Origin of the sequence: Dyadobacter luteus (assembly GCF_003383615.1) — a bacterium.
Taxonomy (GTDB): domain Bacteria; phylum Bacteroidota; class Bacteroidia; order Cytophagales; family Spirosomataceae; genus Dyadobacter; species Dyadobacter luteus.
The window spans coordinates 52,558-68,776 of the sequence record NZ_QNUL01000001.1; the positions used below are offsets into that span (position 1 = coordinate 52,558).

Consider the following 16,219-nt stretch of genomic DNA (forward strand, 5'->3'; position numbering starts at 1 on the left):
GGGCAATAGTTCGGTTTAAGGAGAAAGTCTCTCAATTTTCCAATTATTTTCTTCTTTTTTTGTGTACGCAAGTCGATCGTGCAGTCTGCTTGGCCGTCCTTGCCAGAATTCCATATAGGTAGGAATCAATCTGTAACCACCCCAGTGCGCTGGCCGCGGTATATCTTTACCCTCAAATCTGGCTTCAAGCTCCGCATTGGTAGCCTCCAGCACCTCGCGGCTTGCAATAGCTGCACTTTGGTGTGACACCCACGCGCCGATCTGGCTGCCTCTCGGACGGCTGCTAAAATATTCGTCCGACTCCGCTGCACTTACTTTCTCAACGATCCCTTCGATCCGCACCTGCCTTTCCAATTCTTTCCAGAAAAAAGTTAAAGCCACCTGTGGATTTTCTTCTATTTCCTGGCCCTTCTTGCTTCCATAGTTGGTGAAGAATTTAAAGCCTGAATCTATGTCTTTTAACAACACTATACGCGCCGATGGTTTTCCTTCATTTACGGTACTCAGCACCATGGCATTCGGCTCTTCCAAACCGGAAGCCAGCACTTCCTCAAACCACTTTTCAAACTGTTTTAACGGATTAGTGTCTAAATCTGACTCCTGAAGTCCTTTCAAAGTGTAGTCACTCCTGATATTTGCGATTTTATGGTTCATTTCCGATGAATATGTTCAATGTTAGGATGCCAAAAGTAGCCAATTCATTGGAAAGATTATTAGATTTGTAATCAATAAGACACGTACTTACGAAACACGAATCACGATGGCACAAGAACAAAACGAAGGGGTCGAAAGCAACGAGCAGGAAGACCTGACACCTAAAACTATTGATACCCTCGATATTGATCTTAACACTGAGCTGGCTGAGGAACACGAGGAAGAATCTGCATCTGATGTAGATTACAGTCAACTATCCAAAGAACAACTTGTGAAGTTACTGGAGAATGAACTCGCTGCTGTTCAGGGTGAAGGTTCCAAACCTGCATTGCTCAAAAAAGCTGAATCCGTGGTTCGTGAAATACGTCCGGTACTTGATCAGATTAAACAAACGGAACGGGAAAACGCCCTGAAATCATTTGTGGAAGAGAACGGAGAAGAAGATGGTTTCGAATTTAAATACGATGCAGATATACAACGTATCGATGCGCTGGGAAGAGAAATAAGAGGATTGAAAAATGCTTACTATCAGGGGCAGGAAAAAGAAAAAGAGAAAAACTTCAATGTAAAAACTGCGCTGTTGCAAAAGTTGCGTGAGTTACTTGAGGACGAAGGCTCAAAAGAAACCGACGCATCCGGACTTAAGTCGAGCTGGGAAGAGTTTAAGAAGATTCAGGAAGAGTGGAAGAATGCAGGTAATATTGCCTCTCCGCACAATGGAACACTCTGGGCTACCTACAATGCATTGATAGACAGATACTTTTCGAATAGAAATATCTATTTTGAATTGAAAGAACTCGATCGCAGAAGAAATGCTGAGTTGAAGGCAGAGCTTTGTGAGAAAGTGGAAGACCTGGGTAAATCACTGGAAAATCGTCCGATGTCCCGTGAAATCCTTAATGATGCCAACCATATTTTTGAGGAATACAAACACCTTGGACCTGCACCGAAGGAAGATCAGGAAAAGCTATGGCAGCGTTTTAAGGTAGCTATGGATGTGCTTTATGATGCACAACGTGAGCAATTTGCCGAGCAGAAAAAATCCATGCAGGAAAACTATGAGCAAAAGGCAAAAATCTATGATCAGATCGTTCCTTTTACCTCATACAATTCCGGAAGTATTAAAGAATGGAATGCCAAAACAAAAGAAATTATGGCATTTCAGGATCAATGGGTGGCGTTGAAAGGCATTATGCCAAGAGAAGAAGGCAAGGAGCTGAGTAAAAAATTCTGGGCGAGTCTTAAAACCTTCTTTAACAATAAAGGAGAATTCTTCCGTCAGCTGGAAAGTAAGCGCGAGCAAAATCTGGAACAAAAGAATCAATTGTGTGAAGAAGCTGAAGCTATATTGGCATCCGGCGAAGACAGCGCTTCCAACACGCAAAAAATTATAGAGCTGCAGAAAAGGTGGAAAGGAGTAGGACAGGTTCCTGAGAAATTCAAGGATACCATCTACGATCGCTTCAAAAAGGCTTGCGATGCCTACTTTGACCAGAAACGTGCGAAAAACAAGGAAGTTGAAGAAGGCTTTGAAGAAAACCTGAAAAAGAAAACTGACCTGATCGAACGCATTGAGGCTGCTGCTAACGATAAAGTAGAATCAACGTTAAATCTCTTATCCGCGTTCAAGAGCGAATGGTCTTCTATAGGATTCGTACCGAAAAAGGATATGCAGACGATTCAAAAGCGCTACATTGGGGCAATAAATACCTATGTGAGTGCGATTGGACAACTTTCAACAAAAGAGAAGGAGCAGGCTGTACTGGAAAGCGAAGTAGAGCTTGTTCGTGACGGAGGTGATAGTAGCCGCAACCTTGTACGTAAAGAAGGTGATATACGTCGTAAAGTTACGCAACTTGAAAATGACATATCTTTATGGCAAAATAATATTGAGTTCTTCGCGAAGTCGAAAACGTCGGATAAATTGAAAGCAGATTTTGAAAGAAAGATAAATAATGCCCTGGAGCAGCTAAATGAGCTGAAACACCAACTATCTATAATTCAGGAAGCTATCTAAATTCGAAAAAAAAATAGTAAAAAAGCCTTTCAAATACTTGCGTTTGTTATTCCGTTACCCTACTTTTGCACCATGATAACGGAATAACAAACGGTATCAAAAAGTAAAAGGCCTCCATAGCTCAGCTGGTAGAGCAACTGACTTGTAATCAGTAGGTCGTTGGTTCGATCCCGACTGGAGGCTCAAATTTTTACTTTTTAGATTCAAAAGTTACTCATTATCAAGAAGATAGAGGCCTCCATAGCTCAGCTGGTAGAGCAACTGACTTGTAATCAGTAGGTCGTTGGTTCGATCCCGACTGGAGGCTCATCAAGAAAAACCTGGCAAGTTTTGTCAGGTTTTTGTCTTTTAGACCTTAGCAAATACAGCTGCGCTAAACGTATCATTCCGATACAAATCAATCTTTTAATATTCTTCATTTAGTCAGCTGAGATTGCCGCGTATAGTCATGGCACGATTTGTGCTGTTACTAACCTGAGTGCATTCCGCTCTAACAAATTCTATTTAAGGTCCAGCTTGCTTTTCGGGCCATTCATCCTATTTCTAATCAAACGTGCCTGCTTCTGTAAGCACTTTGAACATTATGAAAGATTATAATAATTCAAAAAATTCCGGAAGACTAATCATTGTTGCCTATCGACTACCTTTTAAAATTGTTCAGGAAGAAGACAAATCCAGACTTGTGCAAAACTCGGGGGGATTGGTTTCTGCGGTATTATCGCTTGTGAGTGAACAAGAGGATTCGATCTTCAATGCAACCGAGAAAATACAATGGGTTGGCTTTAGTGAAAATTCTCCTGAAGAACTGAAAGGGCAATCCATGACAAACGAATCTTTCCAGGCTCATCCGGTATTCATCTCTGATGAAATTAACGAAAATTATTACGAAGGTTTCTGTAACAACCTTATTTGGCCGCTCTGCCATTATTTCCCTTCTCTGGCACGTTTCGACGATGCCTACTTCGACGCCTACCAAACTGCCAATAAGCTCTTTTTTGATAAGGTAAATGAAATCATCCAACCGGGAGATGTGGTATGGGTGCAGGATTATCAGCTCATGTTATTACCTGATATGATCCGCCAGCAACATCCGTTAAACAAAATCGGCTTTTTCTTTCACATTCCTTTTCCTTCCTACGAACTTTTCAGAATGCTTCCAGTCAATTGGAGAAAAGCTATTGTAGATGGAATTCTTGGAGCTGACGTTGTGGGCTTTCATACCAATGACTATGTCGAGTACTTCCTGAAAGCTGCAAGACTCGTTTCGGGCTATGGAAATAAGCTCCATTATATCAACATGAGCAACCGAATTGTTAAGGTCGATTCGTTCCCGATCAGCATTGATTTTGCGCAATTCAATAATGCATATGACACCTCTGAGGTGATATCAGCCCGGGAGGAAGCGAGAAGTTCTCTCAAAGAGAAAATAATATTCTCGGTGGACAGGCTCGACTATTCGAAAGGTATTTTACATCGACTACAAGGTTTCATGCGGTTTTTGGAAAACCATCCGGAGTGGCATGAGAGGGTCTGCTTTGTGATGGTAGTTGTTCCTTCCAGAGATACGATTGAACAATACCAAAATATGAAGATGGAAATTGACCAGACAGTCGGAGCCATCAACGCAAGTTTTGGTAATATCTATTGGCAGCCGATCATTTATCAGTATCGTTCTATGAGTTATCATGAACTGGTGGGGATGTACACTGCCAGTGATATTGCACTGATCACGCCTGTCAGAGATGGGATGAATCTGGTATGTAAGGAATATGTTGCCAGTCGCAAGGACGAACAGGGTGTACTCATTCTAAGTGAAATGGCCGGAGCGGCTGAAGAGCTGGGAGAAGCGCTTATTATAAATCCACTTGATAACCAGGGCATTGCAGATGCCATCAATGAGGCGTTGTTGATGGAGCCTGAGGAGCAACAAAAACGCATGAAAGCCATGCGTGAGCGGATTCATGACTACGATGTGTTTGCATGGACCAATGATTTTTTTACCCAAATGCTTATGTTAGAACAAGAACACGAGAGATTAAAGCAAGTCTTCCTGACTAATAAAGGAATCGATAATATCCGTAAGGCTTATGAAGCTACATCCAGAAGGATATTGTTTTTCGATTATGACGGTACGCTGGCACCGATCGTTCCGGATCCGGCCAAAGCTATCATTTCCGAAGATATAAGAAAGTTGCTTCTTGATATTGCTAAACGGGATACTGTAGTAATCATCAGCGGGCGTGACAGAAGATTCCTGGATATTCATTTCAAGGATTTGCCTGTTCATATCATTGCTGAGCATGGTGCTTTGATTAAAACGAAGGGTAATGACGAATGGACTCTCAATGAAAGCTACGAAGAGAACTGGAAAGAAAGTATCAAACCAATATTGAATATGTATGCCAAAAGGTGTCCGGGTGCTTTCGTAGAAGAAAAAGAGACTTCACTTGCCTGGCATTACCGCACAGCCGACGACAAAGAATATGCAGCACGGCGCGCGCAAGAGCTTTCATGGCAACTGAAAAATTTTATACAGCCGGAACTCAATCTACAGATTATTGACGGCAATAAGGTGGTAGAGGTGAAGAAGACTGCATTCAATAAGGGAACAGCAGCGCGCAGCTTTGTTGAAGAGAATGATTACGACTTTATTCTCGCGATCGGTGATGATACCACGGACGAAGATATGTTTGAGGCCTTACCCGATACATCCTATACGATCAAGGTAGGGGACGATCTGTCGGCTGCCCGGAACCACATTCGGAACCAGGAGGAAGTGTTTCACTTTTTGAGCTTCATGGTTTCGAGTCTTCCTGAGTAAATGAAAAATGGGGATTGCCAATAACGGCGATCCCCATTTCATAACGTTGAGTAGTAGCTGAACCTATTAGTGAGAATCCGCCAAACTTTCCAATTTTACAAACTGGCATACATAACCACTCGATTTCAAGGCTGCTTGTATTCTTCTGAAATCGGATAGGTCGGAGGTTAAGGTGAGAATGAAATCCTGAAAATCGTAAGCCCAATGTTTTACATTGAGTTGCTTAAGGCAGTCGTGCAATCGCTGAAACGACCGGCTATTTTTAAGCGTAGTTCGAAATGAAATTTTATATGTTGTGCTCATCAATGTAACTGTAAAATTTATCCTTAAATGATATTCAAAGATGCATTCTATTTATAATAATTCCAAATAAAAATAATTGATTTTCTTTATTGGAAGTAAAAAATAAAAGCTTCGCACCGGAACATCCGAAAGTTGCGAAGCTTTTACTTAAAACAGATTAAGCCAATATTATTTTACAGAAAACAGTACACTTCAATGTGAAGCTCGGTCGTTTCCAGGCATTCACTACCAGATCAAAATAAACTTTGATACGTAATACAATTATCCCAAACTAAACCAGAATACGTCTGCTTCTTGCGGCAATTTCCCATTCTGCAACTGAGTTATTGTTCTCAATCACCGTAGCATAATTGTGCAGAGCTACCGTCGGGCAGATATGATAGGGGAGAGCATAGCAAACTTTGCCGATCTCTATCTCTTCCCACTGATCAAGCCCCACTTCCAGTACACCATGTTCCTCACTCTGACTAATTACTTTGTAACCGTCCAGATTCAGAATTTTGAATCGCTTTTCAATAGGATTTTCGGCAGCCACAGCTTTATGACCTAAATCAATAGTTATAATTCCTGGCTTTGGCTTCGAAATAACTCTTGTAAGTAACAATGCGGCGTGATCGAAAGATTGCTCAGGAAGTTTTAACTGATAGCCCCAATCCCAAAGCACATTGGTTCCAGGGCTAAGGTACACGTCAGGTCTTTGCACATGAACTGTAAAGGACGGAGAACCTCCCGCAATAACCATGGGCTGTAAGCCTTCCTGAGATACGAAAGTATTCAACAGTTCACGAACTGTATCAAACGCCTGATCAACATGACTCTTACGCTCAGCAAAATCAGAATCCCCGATATGACCGTCATAAACATGAACACCTGCAACAATCAGGTTCTTAAATTGTTGAAGATTACTCAAAAGCTCCGGTAAGGCATCATCTGTAATATGCCCGGTACGATTCATGCCGTTGTTGACGTCAATGAATACAGACAGCCGAATATCGTTCTCCTCAGCGAGCGCATTGAACGAGTGAGCCGTATTTTCATTATCAACCAGGCAAAAAAACTGAACATCGTTATAAGCTTTGGTCAGCGCAACAAGGCGTTTTTGATTGGGGCCAACCAGCTGGTATGCCAGCAAAATCCATTTAGCACCAGCCTGAGCGAGCATTTCTGCTTCTGCAATAGTGGCACATTTGAACTTGGTTATCCCTTTTGCCAACTGCAGTTGTACTACTTCGCCGCACTTGTGGGTTTTGACATGAGGAATCAGCCTATCCGGACCACCAGCAATGCTGATCATCTTGTCAATATTGGATTCTATTCTGGCTTTGTAGAACAGGAGTGAAGGCGATAGAATATTATCGGTGTGGTCAATTTGATACCACATATGGTAATGAGAGTAAAGTGAAAAGATAGTGTAATGCTTTAAAGAAGGGACTTCTAAACTTCAAGTTCAAACATTGCCTCTATTTCTACCGGAATATTATCAGGTAAGGAGCCCATTCCTACTGCACTGCGAACACCGATACCATTTTCCTCACCCCAAATCTTAGCAAATAATTCGCTGCAACCATTGATAATATAAGGATGCCTTTCAAAATCTGCAGTACAGTTCACCATACCCAGGATCTTCACTACACGTTTAATTCTGTCCAGACTTCCAATATTTGCTTTCAGGGTTGAAAGAATTGTAAGTCCAACCTGTTCGGCTGCTTTTTTCCCTGCTTCAATATCCATATCCTCACCGATACGACCGATGATCAGAGAACCATCGTCCTGCACCGTTCCATGTCCGGATACATAAAGCCAGCGTTCGTCCACAATCAGGTAAGGTTTGTAAACTCCCAAAGGCTTAGGGGCAGGCGGAAGCGAAAGACCTAGTTTTTCAAAATTTGATTCGGCGCTCATAAGTTAAATTTCCTGTTGATATAATTTCAATAATTCTAAAACCTTAAATAAACAAATTTAAAATGAGAACGCCCACGAGTCCCATAATAGAAACAATCGTTTCCATTACTGACCAGGTCAACAGGGTGTCTTTGATACTGAGATTGAAATATTCCTTAAAAAGCCAGAATCCACCGTCGTTTACATGGGAGAACATAAGGCTGCCAGAGCCAATTGCCAAAACCAGCAGCTCGGGAGAAACGGTAGAATGAACAAGTAATGGAGATAGAATTCCTACGGTTGTCAACCCGGCAACAGTTGCGGAACCAACACAAACTCTGATAATCGCAGCAATTCCCCAGCTCAGCAGAAGCGGAGAAACAGCAACGTCTTTCAGACTTTCCGCTATATAATTGCTCACTCCACCCACCGTCATTATTTCTTTAAAAACCCCTGCACCTGCGATGATCAGCAATATTACTGATACACCTTTGAAAGCTTCTTCCATCGATTTTGTAATCGCTTTCATGTTCATCCCGCGTGTTATTCCAAGCGAATAAGCGGCGAATAGCACAGATAGCAACATTCCAAAATAAGGTTCAGCCAAAAGTGCAACAAGGGTATTACCAGGCATCACACTCTTCAGGGCTGACATACTTGTGAGCAAAAAGACAGGAAGAAGCGCAGTTACAATACTGATACCAAGTCCCGGTAATTCATGAGATGGACGTGGTTTTACATTAAACAGATCTTCGTCTGGTTTAGGCTGAAACTTTTTAAGTGTTTTACCGAAGACAGGTCCGGCAATGGCTATAGCAGGAATAGAAACCATTAAACCATACAGCAAAGTTTTACCCAGATCAGCATTCAGCTGACTTGCGATTGCAGCCGGCGACGGGTGAGGAGGAAGATAACCGTGCGCAACCGACAGGGCGGATAGCATTGGTACTCCTATATATAAGAGCGGTAGTTTTGCAGTAGCGCTGATCATAAAGATGAGCGGAATAACAATTACAAAACCGGCATTGTAAAAAAGTGGAATCCCGATTACAAAACCCGCTAGCGCCATTCCCCATTGAATATTTTTGGTGCCGAAAATACCGATCAGCGCATCGGTTATCCTTTGAGCTGCTCCGCTATCAGCCACCATTTTACCAAGCATTGCTCCAAACCCCACAATCAGAACCAGATCTCCCAGCGTGCCGCCAACTCCTTTCTGTATAGCTTTTCCGATAGTCGCAACATCCAGTCCGCTTGCAAGTCCCAGACCGATTGATATTAGAAGAAATGAAATAAAAGTGTCAATTTTTAGCCATGCAATAAGCAAAACAAGAAGAATGATGGCAAGAAAAGTAAGTAGTAAAGGCATTATCGATAGGTTTGAAACGTGAACTTCCTACTATAAGAATAGAGTAACCGAAATTTAATGCTCAGGATGCATTTAACTTTTTCTTAAATCACTCTAAGCGTCGAAAGCGCTGTATCACACCAATATACAATTGACAGCCTGAATAGGCTTCAAATAGTTTGTCCAAGTGCCCAAAAATGACGAAATTTGAATCCTTATAACTAACTATTTTGGATTAATCACGTGAGGCTTGGTATAATTCCAATTTCTCACATAAATTCTGATTCTTTTCTGATTATCTATGGCAGAATCTCCTGGTGAAAACATTATTCCCATCAATATTGAGGAAGAAATGCGTGGTGCGTATATCGATTATTCGATGTCCGTTATTATTTCCCGTGCCCTTCCTGACGTAAGAGATGGTTTAAAACCTGTACACCGCCGCGTTTTATATGGTATGTCCGATTTGGGTGTTAATTACAACAGAGCCCATAAAAAATCTGCGCGTATCGTTGGTGAAGTATTAGGAAAGTATCACCCACATGGTGACTCATCGGTGTACAACACCATGGTACGTATGGCTCAACCGTGGTCATTGCGTTACCCACTTGTTGACGGACAGGGGAACTTCGGATCAGTGGATGGTGACAACCCCGCTGCAATGCGTTACACAGAAGCACGCCTGAAAAGGCTGGCTGATGAATTATTAAACGATTTGGGTAAAGACACTGTTGACTTTCAACCCAACTTTGATGATTCACTTTCTGAGCCGTCTGTCCTTCCTGCCAAATTCCCCAACCTCCTGGTAAACGGTTCTTCCGGTATTGCTGTCGGTATGGCTACCAACATGGCTCCGCACAATCTTTCCGAAGTCATTGACGGAGTTTTGGCTTATATCGACAATTCCGAAATTACTATTCCTGAATTGATGGAGCATGTAAAAGCTCCTGACTTTCCAACGGGTGGAACAATATACGGTTATCAGGGAGTAAGATCTGCTTTCGAAACGGGGCGTGGAAGTATCATTATTCGTTCAAAAGCGAATTTTGAGGTTTCCAAAACTGGTAAGGAACAGATTATCATTACCGAAATTCCATACATGACCAATAAGGCCGCAATGATTGAAAGAATTGCAGGACTTATTAATGATAAAAAATTAGATGGAATCTCTGACATCCGTGATGAGTCGGACAGAGAAGGGATGCGTATCGTTTTCGATTTGAAAAAAGATGCGATTCCTAATATTGTATTGAACCACCTTTACAAATACACTCCGCTTCAATCTTCATTCGGCGTAAACAATGTCGCCCTTGTAAAAGGTCGTCCTGTTCTGCTGAACCTGAAAGATCTGATTAAACATTATGTAGAACACCGTGTCGTTGTAATCACCCGTCGTACTGAGTACGAACTTCGTGAAGCAGAAAAACGTGCACACATTTTGCAAGGATTGCTGATCGCCCTGGACAACCTGGATGCGGTAATCAATCTGATCAGAAACGCGCGTGATCCGGAAACTGCGAAGAATGGCTTGATAGAGCAATTCGGGTTAAGTGAAATTCAGGCAAAAGCAATCCTTGAACTTCGTTTACAACGTCTTACAGGTCTTGAAAGAGAGAAAATTGTAAAAGAGTACGAAGAGATCATGGCTTTGATCACTGACTTGCGCGATATTCTTGCTAATGAATGGCGTAAGTTTGAAATCATCAAAACCGAGCTTGCCGAAATTAAAGATCGTTATGGTGATGCCCGTCGTACGGCTATCGAATTTGCTGCAGAAGAATTCAGCGATGAAGACATGATTCCGGATGATGAAATGTTGATCACTATTTCTCATGAGGGATATATTAAACGTACTCCGCTTGCAGAATACCGTACTCAAACAAGAGGTGGGGTTGGATCACGTGGTGTGAAAACAAAGGATTCTGATTTTACAGAACATTTGTTCTCAGCAACTATGCTCAACTACCTGTTGATATTTACAGAGTATGGAAAATTATTCTGGATGAAGGTTTACGAAGTTCCGGAAGGAAGTAAAACTTCAAAAGGCCGCCCGATTCAGAATCTTATCAGCCTGGAGAACGGTGATTCGATACGTTCAGTAATTAATGTGAAGACGCTGACTAATGAGGATTATATCAAAAATAACTACCTCATTATGTGTACAGAACAGGGAACTATCAAGAAGACTTTGCTCGAAGCATATTCCCGTCCACGTACCAATGGTATCATCGCAATCTCAATCAATGAGGGTGACAGACTGCTGAATGTTGCACTAACCAACGGTGACAATGATATCGTTATCGCCTCAAGTGCGGGTCGCGCAGTACGTTTCAACGAAACAGGAGTGAGACCGATGGGAAGAACTGCAGCAGGTGTGCGTGGTATCAACCTTACTGACTCAGGTAACAAAGTGATCGGTATGGTATGTATTAGCCGTGAAGATGCTCAATTACTGGTTGTTTCAGAAAATGGCTTTGGAAAGCGCTCAAATATAGATACTTACAGAGTTACTAAACGTGGCGGAAAAGGAGTTTCGACCATGAATGCAACTGATAAAGTAGGTAAACTTGTAGCTATTCGTGAAGTTACGGAGCAAGACGATTTAATGATTATCACCAGAAATGGTATAGCGATCAGAATGAGTGTCCTTGACATTCGCCTGGCCGGAAGAAACACACAAGGTGTGAAACTGATCAGATTGAATAACAGTGACGAGATCACGTCTGTTACAAGAATCCTGAAAGACCCTGACGAAAAACAAGCAGAAGAATTTGATGAAGATGGTAATCCAATCGTGGTAACATCGCCTGACATCATTGCTGTTGACGATCAGGAATTAACCGAAGGAGAATCAGAGGAAACTTTTGAGGATGATGAAGAGGCTGAAGATCAGTCAGAGGAGGAAGACGCCGATGATGAGGTATGATTTTTGTAGAAATTGCAATTATTGACTTATATTTAGCTTTTCGAATTATCAATCACAATAAAAAGTAAGGATATCTATGAAAAAAGTGTTTTTTGTTTCAGCACTGACTCTTGCAAGCTTTACTGCATTTTCGCAGGATGCTTTGAACAAGGCGATGGTGGATCAATTTCGTAAGGATAAAGAGAAAAGTGATAAGGATGTATCGGATCCGAAAAATAGTGCAAAAGCTACCTTCTGGATGGAAAGAGCTAAGTTGTATGAAAATATAGCAATGTCCGGATCAGAGGTAGATTCAAGTGCTGCCAAAACTGCGCTTGAAGCATATAAAAAAGTGGTTGAACTGGATCTGACTAAAAAGGGTGAGGCTGGTAAATCATCGAAGGAAGCAACCAAAGCTTTGAATGGGGAAGAGGGTACTTCACTTTTTAATGCTTTTGTAAAGCAAGGTGCAGAAAAGTATCAGAATAAAAATTTGAATGGTGCTTTGGAAATGTTCCAATTGGCCCAGGAAGTTAATAAGAAAGATACAACTGCTGCACTTTACGGAGGTATTGCTGCTCAGCAACTTGAAAAGAAAGACGACGCAAAAACTCAATTTGCCACTTACATTAATAATGGTGGTAAAGATCCAAGCGTATTTTATGGCTTAGCACAACTTTATCGTGGAGATAACGATTTCGATAAGGCGATCGAAACTCTGAATAAAGGGTTAGAAAAATCTCCGGGAAATAAAGATCTTAAATCTGAGATTGTTAACATTTTACTGGCATCTGGTAAAGAAGACCAGGCTATTGCAGAATTAACTGCTTTAACAACTTCTGATCCTAAAAATGTTCAAAATCTGGTTAACCTTGCTATTCTGTATGATAACACCAATACAAGAGCAACTCAGAAAATTAAAGAGCTGAACAATAAGCTTGGATCAGGATCCAACAAAGCGGCCAATGCTGCCAAAAATCTGGAATCTGAAAAAGGAAAGATCGAAGTATTTGACGGGGAGATCAAACGTATTTCAGCGCTTATCAAAAAGCAACCAAAAAATGCCGATTTGAAACGCCAGCTAGCTGATGTGACCGGAAAGAAAAAAGAAGCAATTGCTGCGGTAGCAACTTTGGAAAGTGAAGCAAAAGCTGCAGCTGAATCTTCAGCAAGCACTGATAAAACTGGTCTGGAAAAAGAACTAGCTGATCTGAAAGCAAAACAAGCAAATGCTTCTTCTAAAGCAATCGAAAGCTACAAGAAAGTTCTTGAACTTGAAGCTACCAACTACGATGCGCTTTACAACCTTGGTGTTTTCTATTTCAACGAAGCTGTTCAATTGAAAGGCGAAGTTGATAACATGAACATGACTGAATATCAGCAAAAAGGTAAAGAAGTTGAAGGTCGCGTTTGTGGTAAATTCCAAAAAGCAAAACCATTCTTCGAGAAGGCAGTAGCAGCTAAGGATGAATCAGAAGCAAAAGAAAACCTTGCAACTGTAAACAGCGTACTTGAACAATTTGCAGGAAAAGGAATTACTTGCGTTGAGTAACGATTTCTAAGGCAATTAAAAGGGGAATATCGAAAGGTATTCCCCTTTTATGTAACCCTGTATTCTATTTAACATAATATAAATTATATAACAAATATATTACCAAGATGGCTTAAACGTTGTTCTCTGTAAGGAATCAATCGCATCCACATACGCCGAAATACCCGAATGTCATGAAGTTGCTAATGATTTTCGAAATGAATAGTTTCATTGATCTTTGAATTAAGACATTTTGGCAAACTCAACCGGCTTGATATAGGCTGTACAAAAATAACAAATTCAAAATATGAAAGTTTACTTTCTAACCCAAGCTCAATCACGCAAATGTCTGACACTAAAGCATGGAGCTGATTCAAGAGATACTTGATTAATCCAAAACGCAATAGATCATTCCGACTGAGCAGCATATGCATTCGTTTAACAGTAATTAAAAATACATGGCCAGATTACTGACTTTTATAAGATCTATAATCTGACCATTTTTCAGAAAGTCCGACACCTCTTGTGTTTGGGTAGCAAATTCAATATTCTGGCGAGATACAGCTCTCCTGTAATTCCAAGCATTCTATTTAACATAATATAAGCATAGTCAGCTCTCAGATTTCAATAGACTGCACCAATGCCGTCAACATTTATTTCATTTAAACGTCAGAGTGTTAAATTCTTACTGTTGCACGCCTACAGTACTGAATAATAATAAGTTACAATATAAAAAGTGTATAAAAAAAATTACCCCTGAAATCCATTTTACAGAATTTCAGGGGTAAAAATCCTACATTTAAGCCTATCAGGCTACATCGCAGATCTCAACTCCTTGCTTTAAAGATGCCAATTGATCTGCTCTTTTTGGTATAAACTCCTGAGCCACAAAGCCTTTATACCCAGTTTCAACTATTGCTTTCATAATTGCGGGATAATAAAGCTCCTGCGTTTCATCAATTTCATTTCTTCCAGGAACACCACCAGTATGGTAATGGCCAATGTACTTATGATATTTTTTGATCGTCGCAATCACATCGCCTTCCATAATCTGCATGTGATAAATATCGTACAGTAGTTTGAATTTTTCAGAACCAATCATTTCACAAAGACCAGCGCCCCATTCAGTTCTGTCACACATGTAGTCAAGGTGATTTACTTTACTGTTAAGTAATTCCATGATCATGGTAATATTATACTTTTCAGCAGCAGGCATCAGTCGCCTTAAACCAATCGCACAATTTCTCATTCCATCTACATCCGACATTCCACGTCTGTTGCCAGAAAAACAAATCACCGTTGTGTAGCCAGCAGCCTGCAACTTTGGAAAAAGTTCTTCATAACTTTTTACCAGCTCGTCGTGGTTTGCCAGATCATTAAAGCCTTTCTCAATTCCCATTCCAGCGCCGTTTGGCAAAGCACATGTCAATCCATATTTTTTCAGAATCGGCCATTCATCAGGTCCCAATAATTCGATAGACTTGATTCCCATTTTCTTACACTCTTGTGCAAAAGTTTCCAAAGGAATTTTGCCATAGCACCATTTGCAAACTGAGTGATTTATTTTCCCTTTCAGCTCAGGCCCAAGAATAGTTTCAGCTTTTGTAATTGCAGCCGTTAAAGACTGAGGTACAACCACAGCGCCCGAAACTGCTGCAATTCCTTTGATCAATTGTCTTCTGGAAACGTTAGATTTCATATTCGTTATCAATTTAAGCAATGTCACAAATCTTAACTGCCTGAGTCAGTGATGCAATGTCGTTCCCACGACTCGGAACAAACTCCTGCCCTACGTATCCTGTGTAGCCTGTCTCTGCAATTGCCTTCATCACAGCAGGATAATATATTTCCTGAGTTTCATCAATTTCTTTTCTTCCAGGCACACCACCCGTATGATAATGAGCGATATACTTGTGGTACTTTTTGATTGTCGCAATCACGTCACCTTCCATAATTTGCATATGGTAAATGTCATAAAGTAATTTAAATTTTTCAGAACCTACCATTTCACAAAGTGCTGCTCCCCAGGAAGTGTGATCGCACATATAATCTTTATGATCAACCTTACTGTTTAGCAACTCCATCACAAGAGTAACATTGTACTTTTCCGCTATAGGAATTAATTTCCTAAGCCCGGTTGCACAATTGCGAAGCCCGTCCAAATCACTCATTCCCCTCCTATTTCCTGAAAAACAGATAATCTTGTCATATCCGGCTGCCTGGACTTTGGGAATTACATCTTCGAAACCTTTGATCAATGCTTCATGATTTGCTGTATCACAAAATCCTTTATCCAGGCTTCGTGTTGCACCTTCACCCCAGGGCAAAGCGCATGTCAATCCATTTTTCTTAAGAGTTGCCCATTCATCAGGACCACACAATTCTATGGATTTAATTCCCATTTTCTTCGCTTCCTGTGCCAGCGTGTCCAACGGTATTTTACTGTAACACCACCTGCAAACAGAATGATTTATTTTACCATTTAAGGTTGTTCCAAGCGCCTCCTTGTTTTTGGAGAAAACCGAGGTGAGTGATAGTGGAGTCATTACCAGGGAGCTGGCTGCAATTTTTTTGATGGCTTCCCTCCTTTTTGAATTCAATGTCATTGTTTGATAATCTTATTCTGATGTGCTTATAATTTCTGTGATTATTTCGGAGCGCTAAAATAGCTCTAACTATCTCCTTTTCCCAAATAGATAAAGAAAAGGAAAATAAAAAGTGGTGCCGAATTGGAATGCGTATCCAATAACCAGCACCAC

Annotated in this window: 10 protein-coding genes and 2 tRNA genes; 6 read left to right on the forward strand and 6 right to left on the reverse strand. The window is 41.0% G+C overall.

The genetic code is table 11. The annotated features are described in order from the left end of the window. Nucleotides 1–15: 15 nt before the first annotated feature. Nucleotides 16–654 carry a pyridoxamine 5'-phosphate oxidase gene (gene pdxH / locus DSL64_RS00280; protein WP_115828647.1) on the reverse strand — a complete coding sequence of 213 codons (639 nt, stop codon included), beginning with the start codon at nucleotides 652–654 and terminating at the stop codon, nucleotides 16–18. Nucleotides 655–760: 106 nt separating this feature from the next. Between pdxH and DSL64_RS00285 the strand changes: the two genes are divergently transcribed. The 4 genes from DSL64_RS00285 to DSL64_RS00300 all read left to right on the forward strand — a co-directional run bounded on the left by DSL64_RS00285 (nucleotide 761) and on the right by DSL64_RS00300 (nucleotide 5,492). Next, complete coding sequence (locus tag DSL64_RS00285) at nucleotides 761–2,671, forward strand: DUF349 domain-containing protein (protein WP_115828648.1); 1,911 nt, start codon at nucleotides 761–763, stop codon at nucleotides 2,669–2,671. Nucleotides 2,672–2,781: 110 nt separating this feature from the next. After that, nucleotides 2,782–2,854, forward strand: a tRNA-Thr gene (locus DSL64_RS00290). 51 nt (nucleotides 2,855–2,905) lie between these two features. Further along, a tRNA-Thr gene (locus DSL64_RS00295) sits at nucleotides 2,906–2,978 on the forward strand. A 276-nt stretch (nucleotides 2,979–3,254) separates the two neighbouring features. Beyond that, nucleotides 3,255–5,492, forward strand: a complete 2,238-nt coding sequence (locus DSL64_RS00300) for a bifunctional alpha,alpha-trehalose-phosphate synthase (UDP-forming)/trehalose-phosphatase (protein WP_115828649.1) — start codon at nucleotides 3,255–3,257, stop codon at nucleotides 5,490–5,492. A 574-nt stretch (nucleotides 5,493–6,066) separates the two neighbouring features. On the opposite strand, the gene DSL64_RS00310 is transcribed toward DSL64_RS00300, so the two are convergent. From DSL64_RS00310 to DSL64_RS00320, 3 genes are read right to left on the reverse strand one after another with little or no spacing between them, the layout of a single operon-like run. Next, nucleotides 6,067–7,176 (reverse strand): D-TA family PLP-dependent enzyme, encoded by a 1,110-nt coding sequence (locus DSL64_RS00310; protein WP_115828651.1) that lies wholly within the window; start codon nucleotides 7,174–7,176, stop codon nucleotides 6,067–6,069. 53 nt (nucleotides 7,177–7,229) lie between these two features. Further along, a complete protein-coding gene (locus DSL64_RS00315) occupies nucleotides 7,230–7,697 on the reverse strand; it encodes a RidA family protein (protein WP_115828652.1) in 468 nt (155 codons plus the stop codon). A 43-nt stretch (nucleotides 7,698–7,740) separates the two neighbouring features. Beyond that, nucleotides 7,741–9,045: a gluconate:H+ symporter gene (locus DSL64_RS00320; RefSeq protein WP_115828653.1), complete on the reverse strand. Its 1,305-nt coding sequence runs from the start codon at nucleotides 9,043–9,045 to the stop codon at nucleotides 7,741–7,743. Nucleotides 9,046–9,325: 280 nt separating this feature from the next. On the opposite strand from DSL64_RS00320, the gene gyrA reads away from it, so the two are divergent. Both gyrA and DSL64_RS00330 read left to right on the forward strand, forming a co-directional pair. Further along, nucleotides 9,326–11,950: a DNA gyrase subunit A gene (gyrA, locus tag DSL64_RS00325; protein WP_115828654.1), complete on the forward strand. Its 2,625-nt coding sequence runs from the start codon at nucleotides 9,326–9,328 to the stop codon at nucleotides 11,948–11,950. 76 nt (nucleotides 11,951–12,026) lie between these two features. Further along, on the forward strand, nucleotides 12,027–13,481 hold the full coding sequence (locus tag DSL64_RS00330) for a tetratricopeptide repeat protein (protein WP_115828655.1): 1,455 nt from the start codon (nucleotides 12,027–12,029) through the stop codon (nucleotides 13,479–13,481). Nucleotides 13,482–14,268: 787 nt separating this feature from the next. Here the strand turns inward: DSL64_RS00330 and DSL64_RS00335 are convergent. Both DSL64_RS00335 and DSL64_RS00340 read right to left on the reverse strand, forming a co-directional pair. Continuing rightward, on the reverse strand, nucleotides 14,269–15,159 hold the full coding sequence (locus DSL64_RS00335) for a hydroxypyruvate isomerase family protein (protein WP_115828656.1): 891 nt from the start codon (nucleotides 15,157–15,159) through the stop codon (nucleotides 14,269–14,271). Between the two features lie 13 nt (nucleotides 15,160–15,172). Then, nucleotides 15,173–16,066 (reverse strand): hydroxypyruvate isomerase family protein, encoded by an 894-nt coding sequence (locus DSL64_RS00340; protein WP_115828657.1) that lies wholly within the window; start codon nucleotides 16,064–16,066, stop codon nucleotides 15,173–15,175. Nucleotides 16,067–16,219: the final 153 nt, after the last annotated feature.

What these genes read in the sequence shown, in the direction of transcription:
- pdxH (WP_115828647.1), bottom strand. Translation starts at nt 654, where the DNA reads ATGAACCATAAAATCGCAAATATCAGGAGTGACTACACTTTGAAAGGA.
- DSL64_RS00285 (WP_115828648.1), top strand. Translation starts at nt 761, where the DNA reads ATGGCACAAGAACAAAACGAAGGGGTCGAAAGCAACGAGCAGGAAGAC.
- DSL64_RS00300 (WP_115828649.1), top strand. Translation starts at nt 3,255, where the DNA reads ATGAAAGATTATAATAATTCAAAAAATTCCGGAAGACTAATCATTGTT.
- DSL64_RS00310 (WP_115828651.1), bottom strand. Translation starts at nt 7,176, where the DNA reads ATGTGGTATCAAATTGACCACACCGATAATATTCTATCGCCTTCACTC.
- DSL64_RS00315 (WP_115828652.1), bottom strand. Translation starts at nt 7,697, where the DNA reads ATGAGCGCCGAATCAAATTTTGAAAAACTAGGTCTTTCGCTTCCGCCT.
- DSL64_RS00320 (WP_115828653.1), bottom strand. Translation starts at nt 9,045, where the DNA reads ATGCCTTTACTACTTACTTTTCTTGCCATCATTCTTCTTGTTTTGCTT.
- gyrA (WP_115828654.1), top strand. Translation starts at nt 9,326, where the DNA reads ATGGCAGAATCTCCTGGTGAAAACATTATTCCCATCAATATTGAGGAA.
- DSL64_RS00330 (WP_115828655.1), top strand. Translation starts at nt 12,027, where the DNA reads ATGAAAAAAGTGTTTTTTGTTTCAGCACTGACTCTTGCAAGCTTTACT.
- DSL64_RS00335 (WP_115828656.1), bottom strand. Translation starts at nt 15,159, where the DNA reads ATGAAATCTAACGTTTCCAGAAGACAATTGATCAAAGGAATTGCAGCA.
- DSL64_RS00340 (WP_115828657.1), bottom strand. Translation starts at nt 16,066, where the DNA reads ATGACATTGAATTCAAAAAGGAGGGAAGCCATCAAAAAAATTGCAGCC.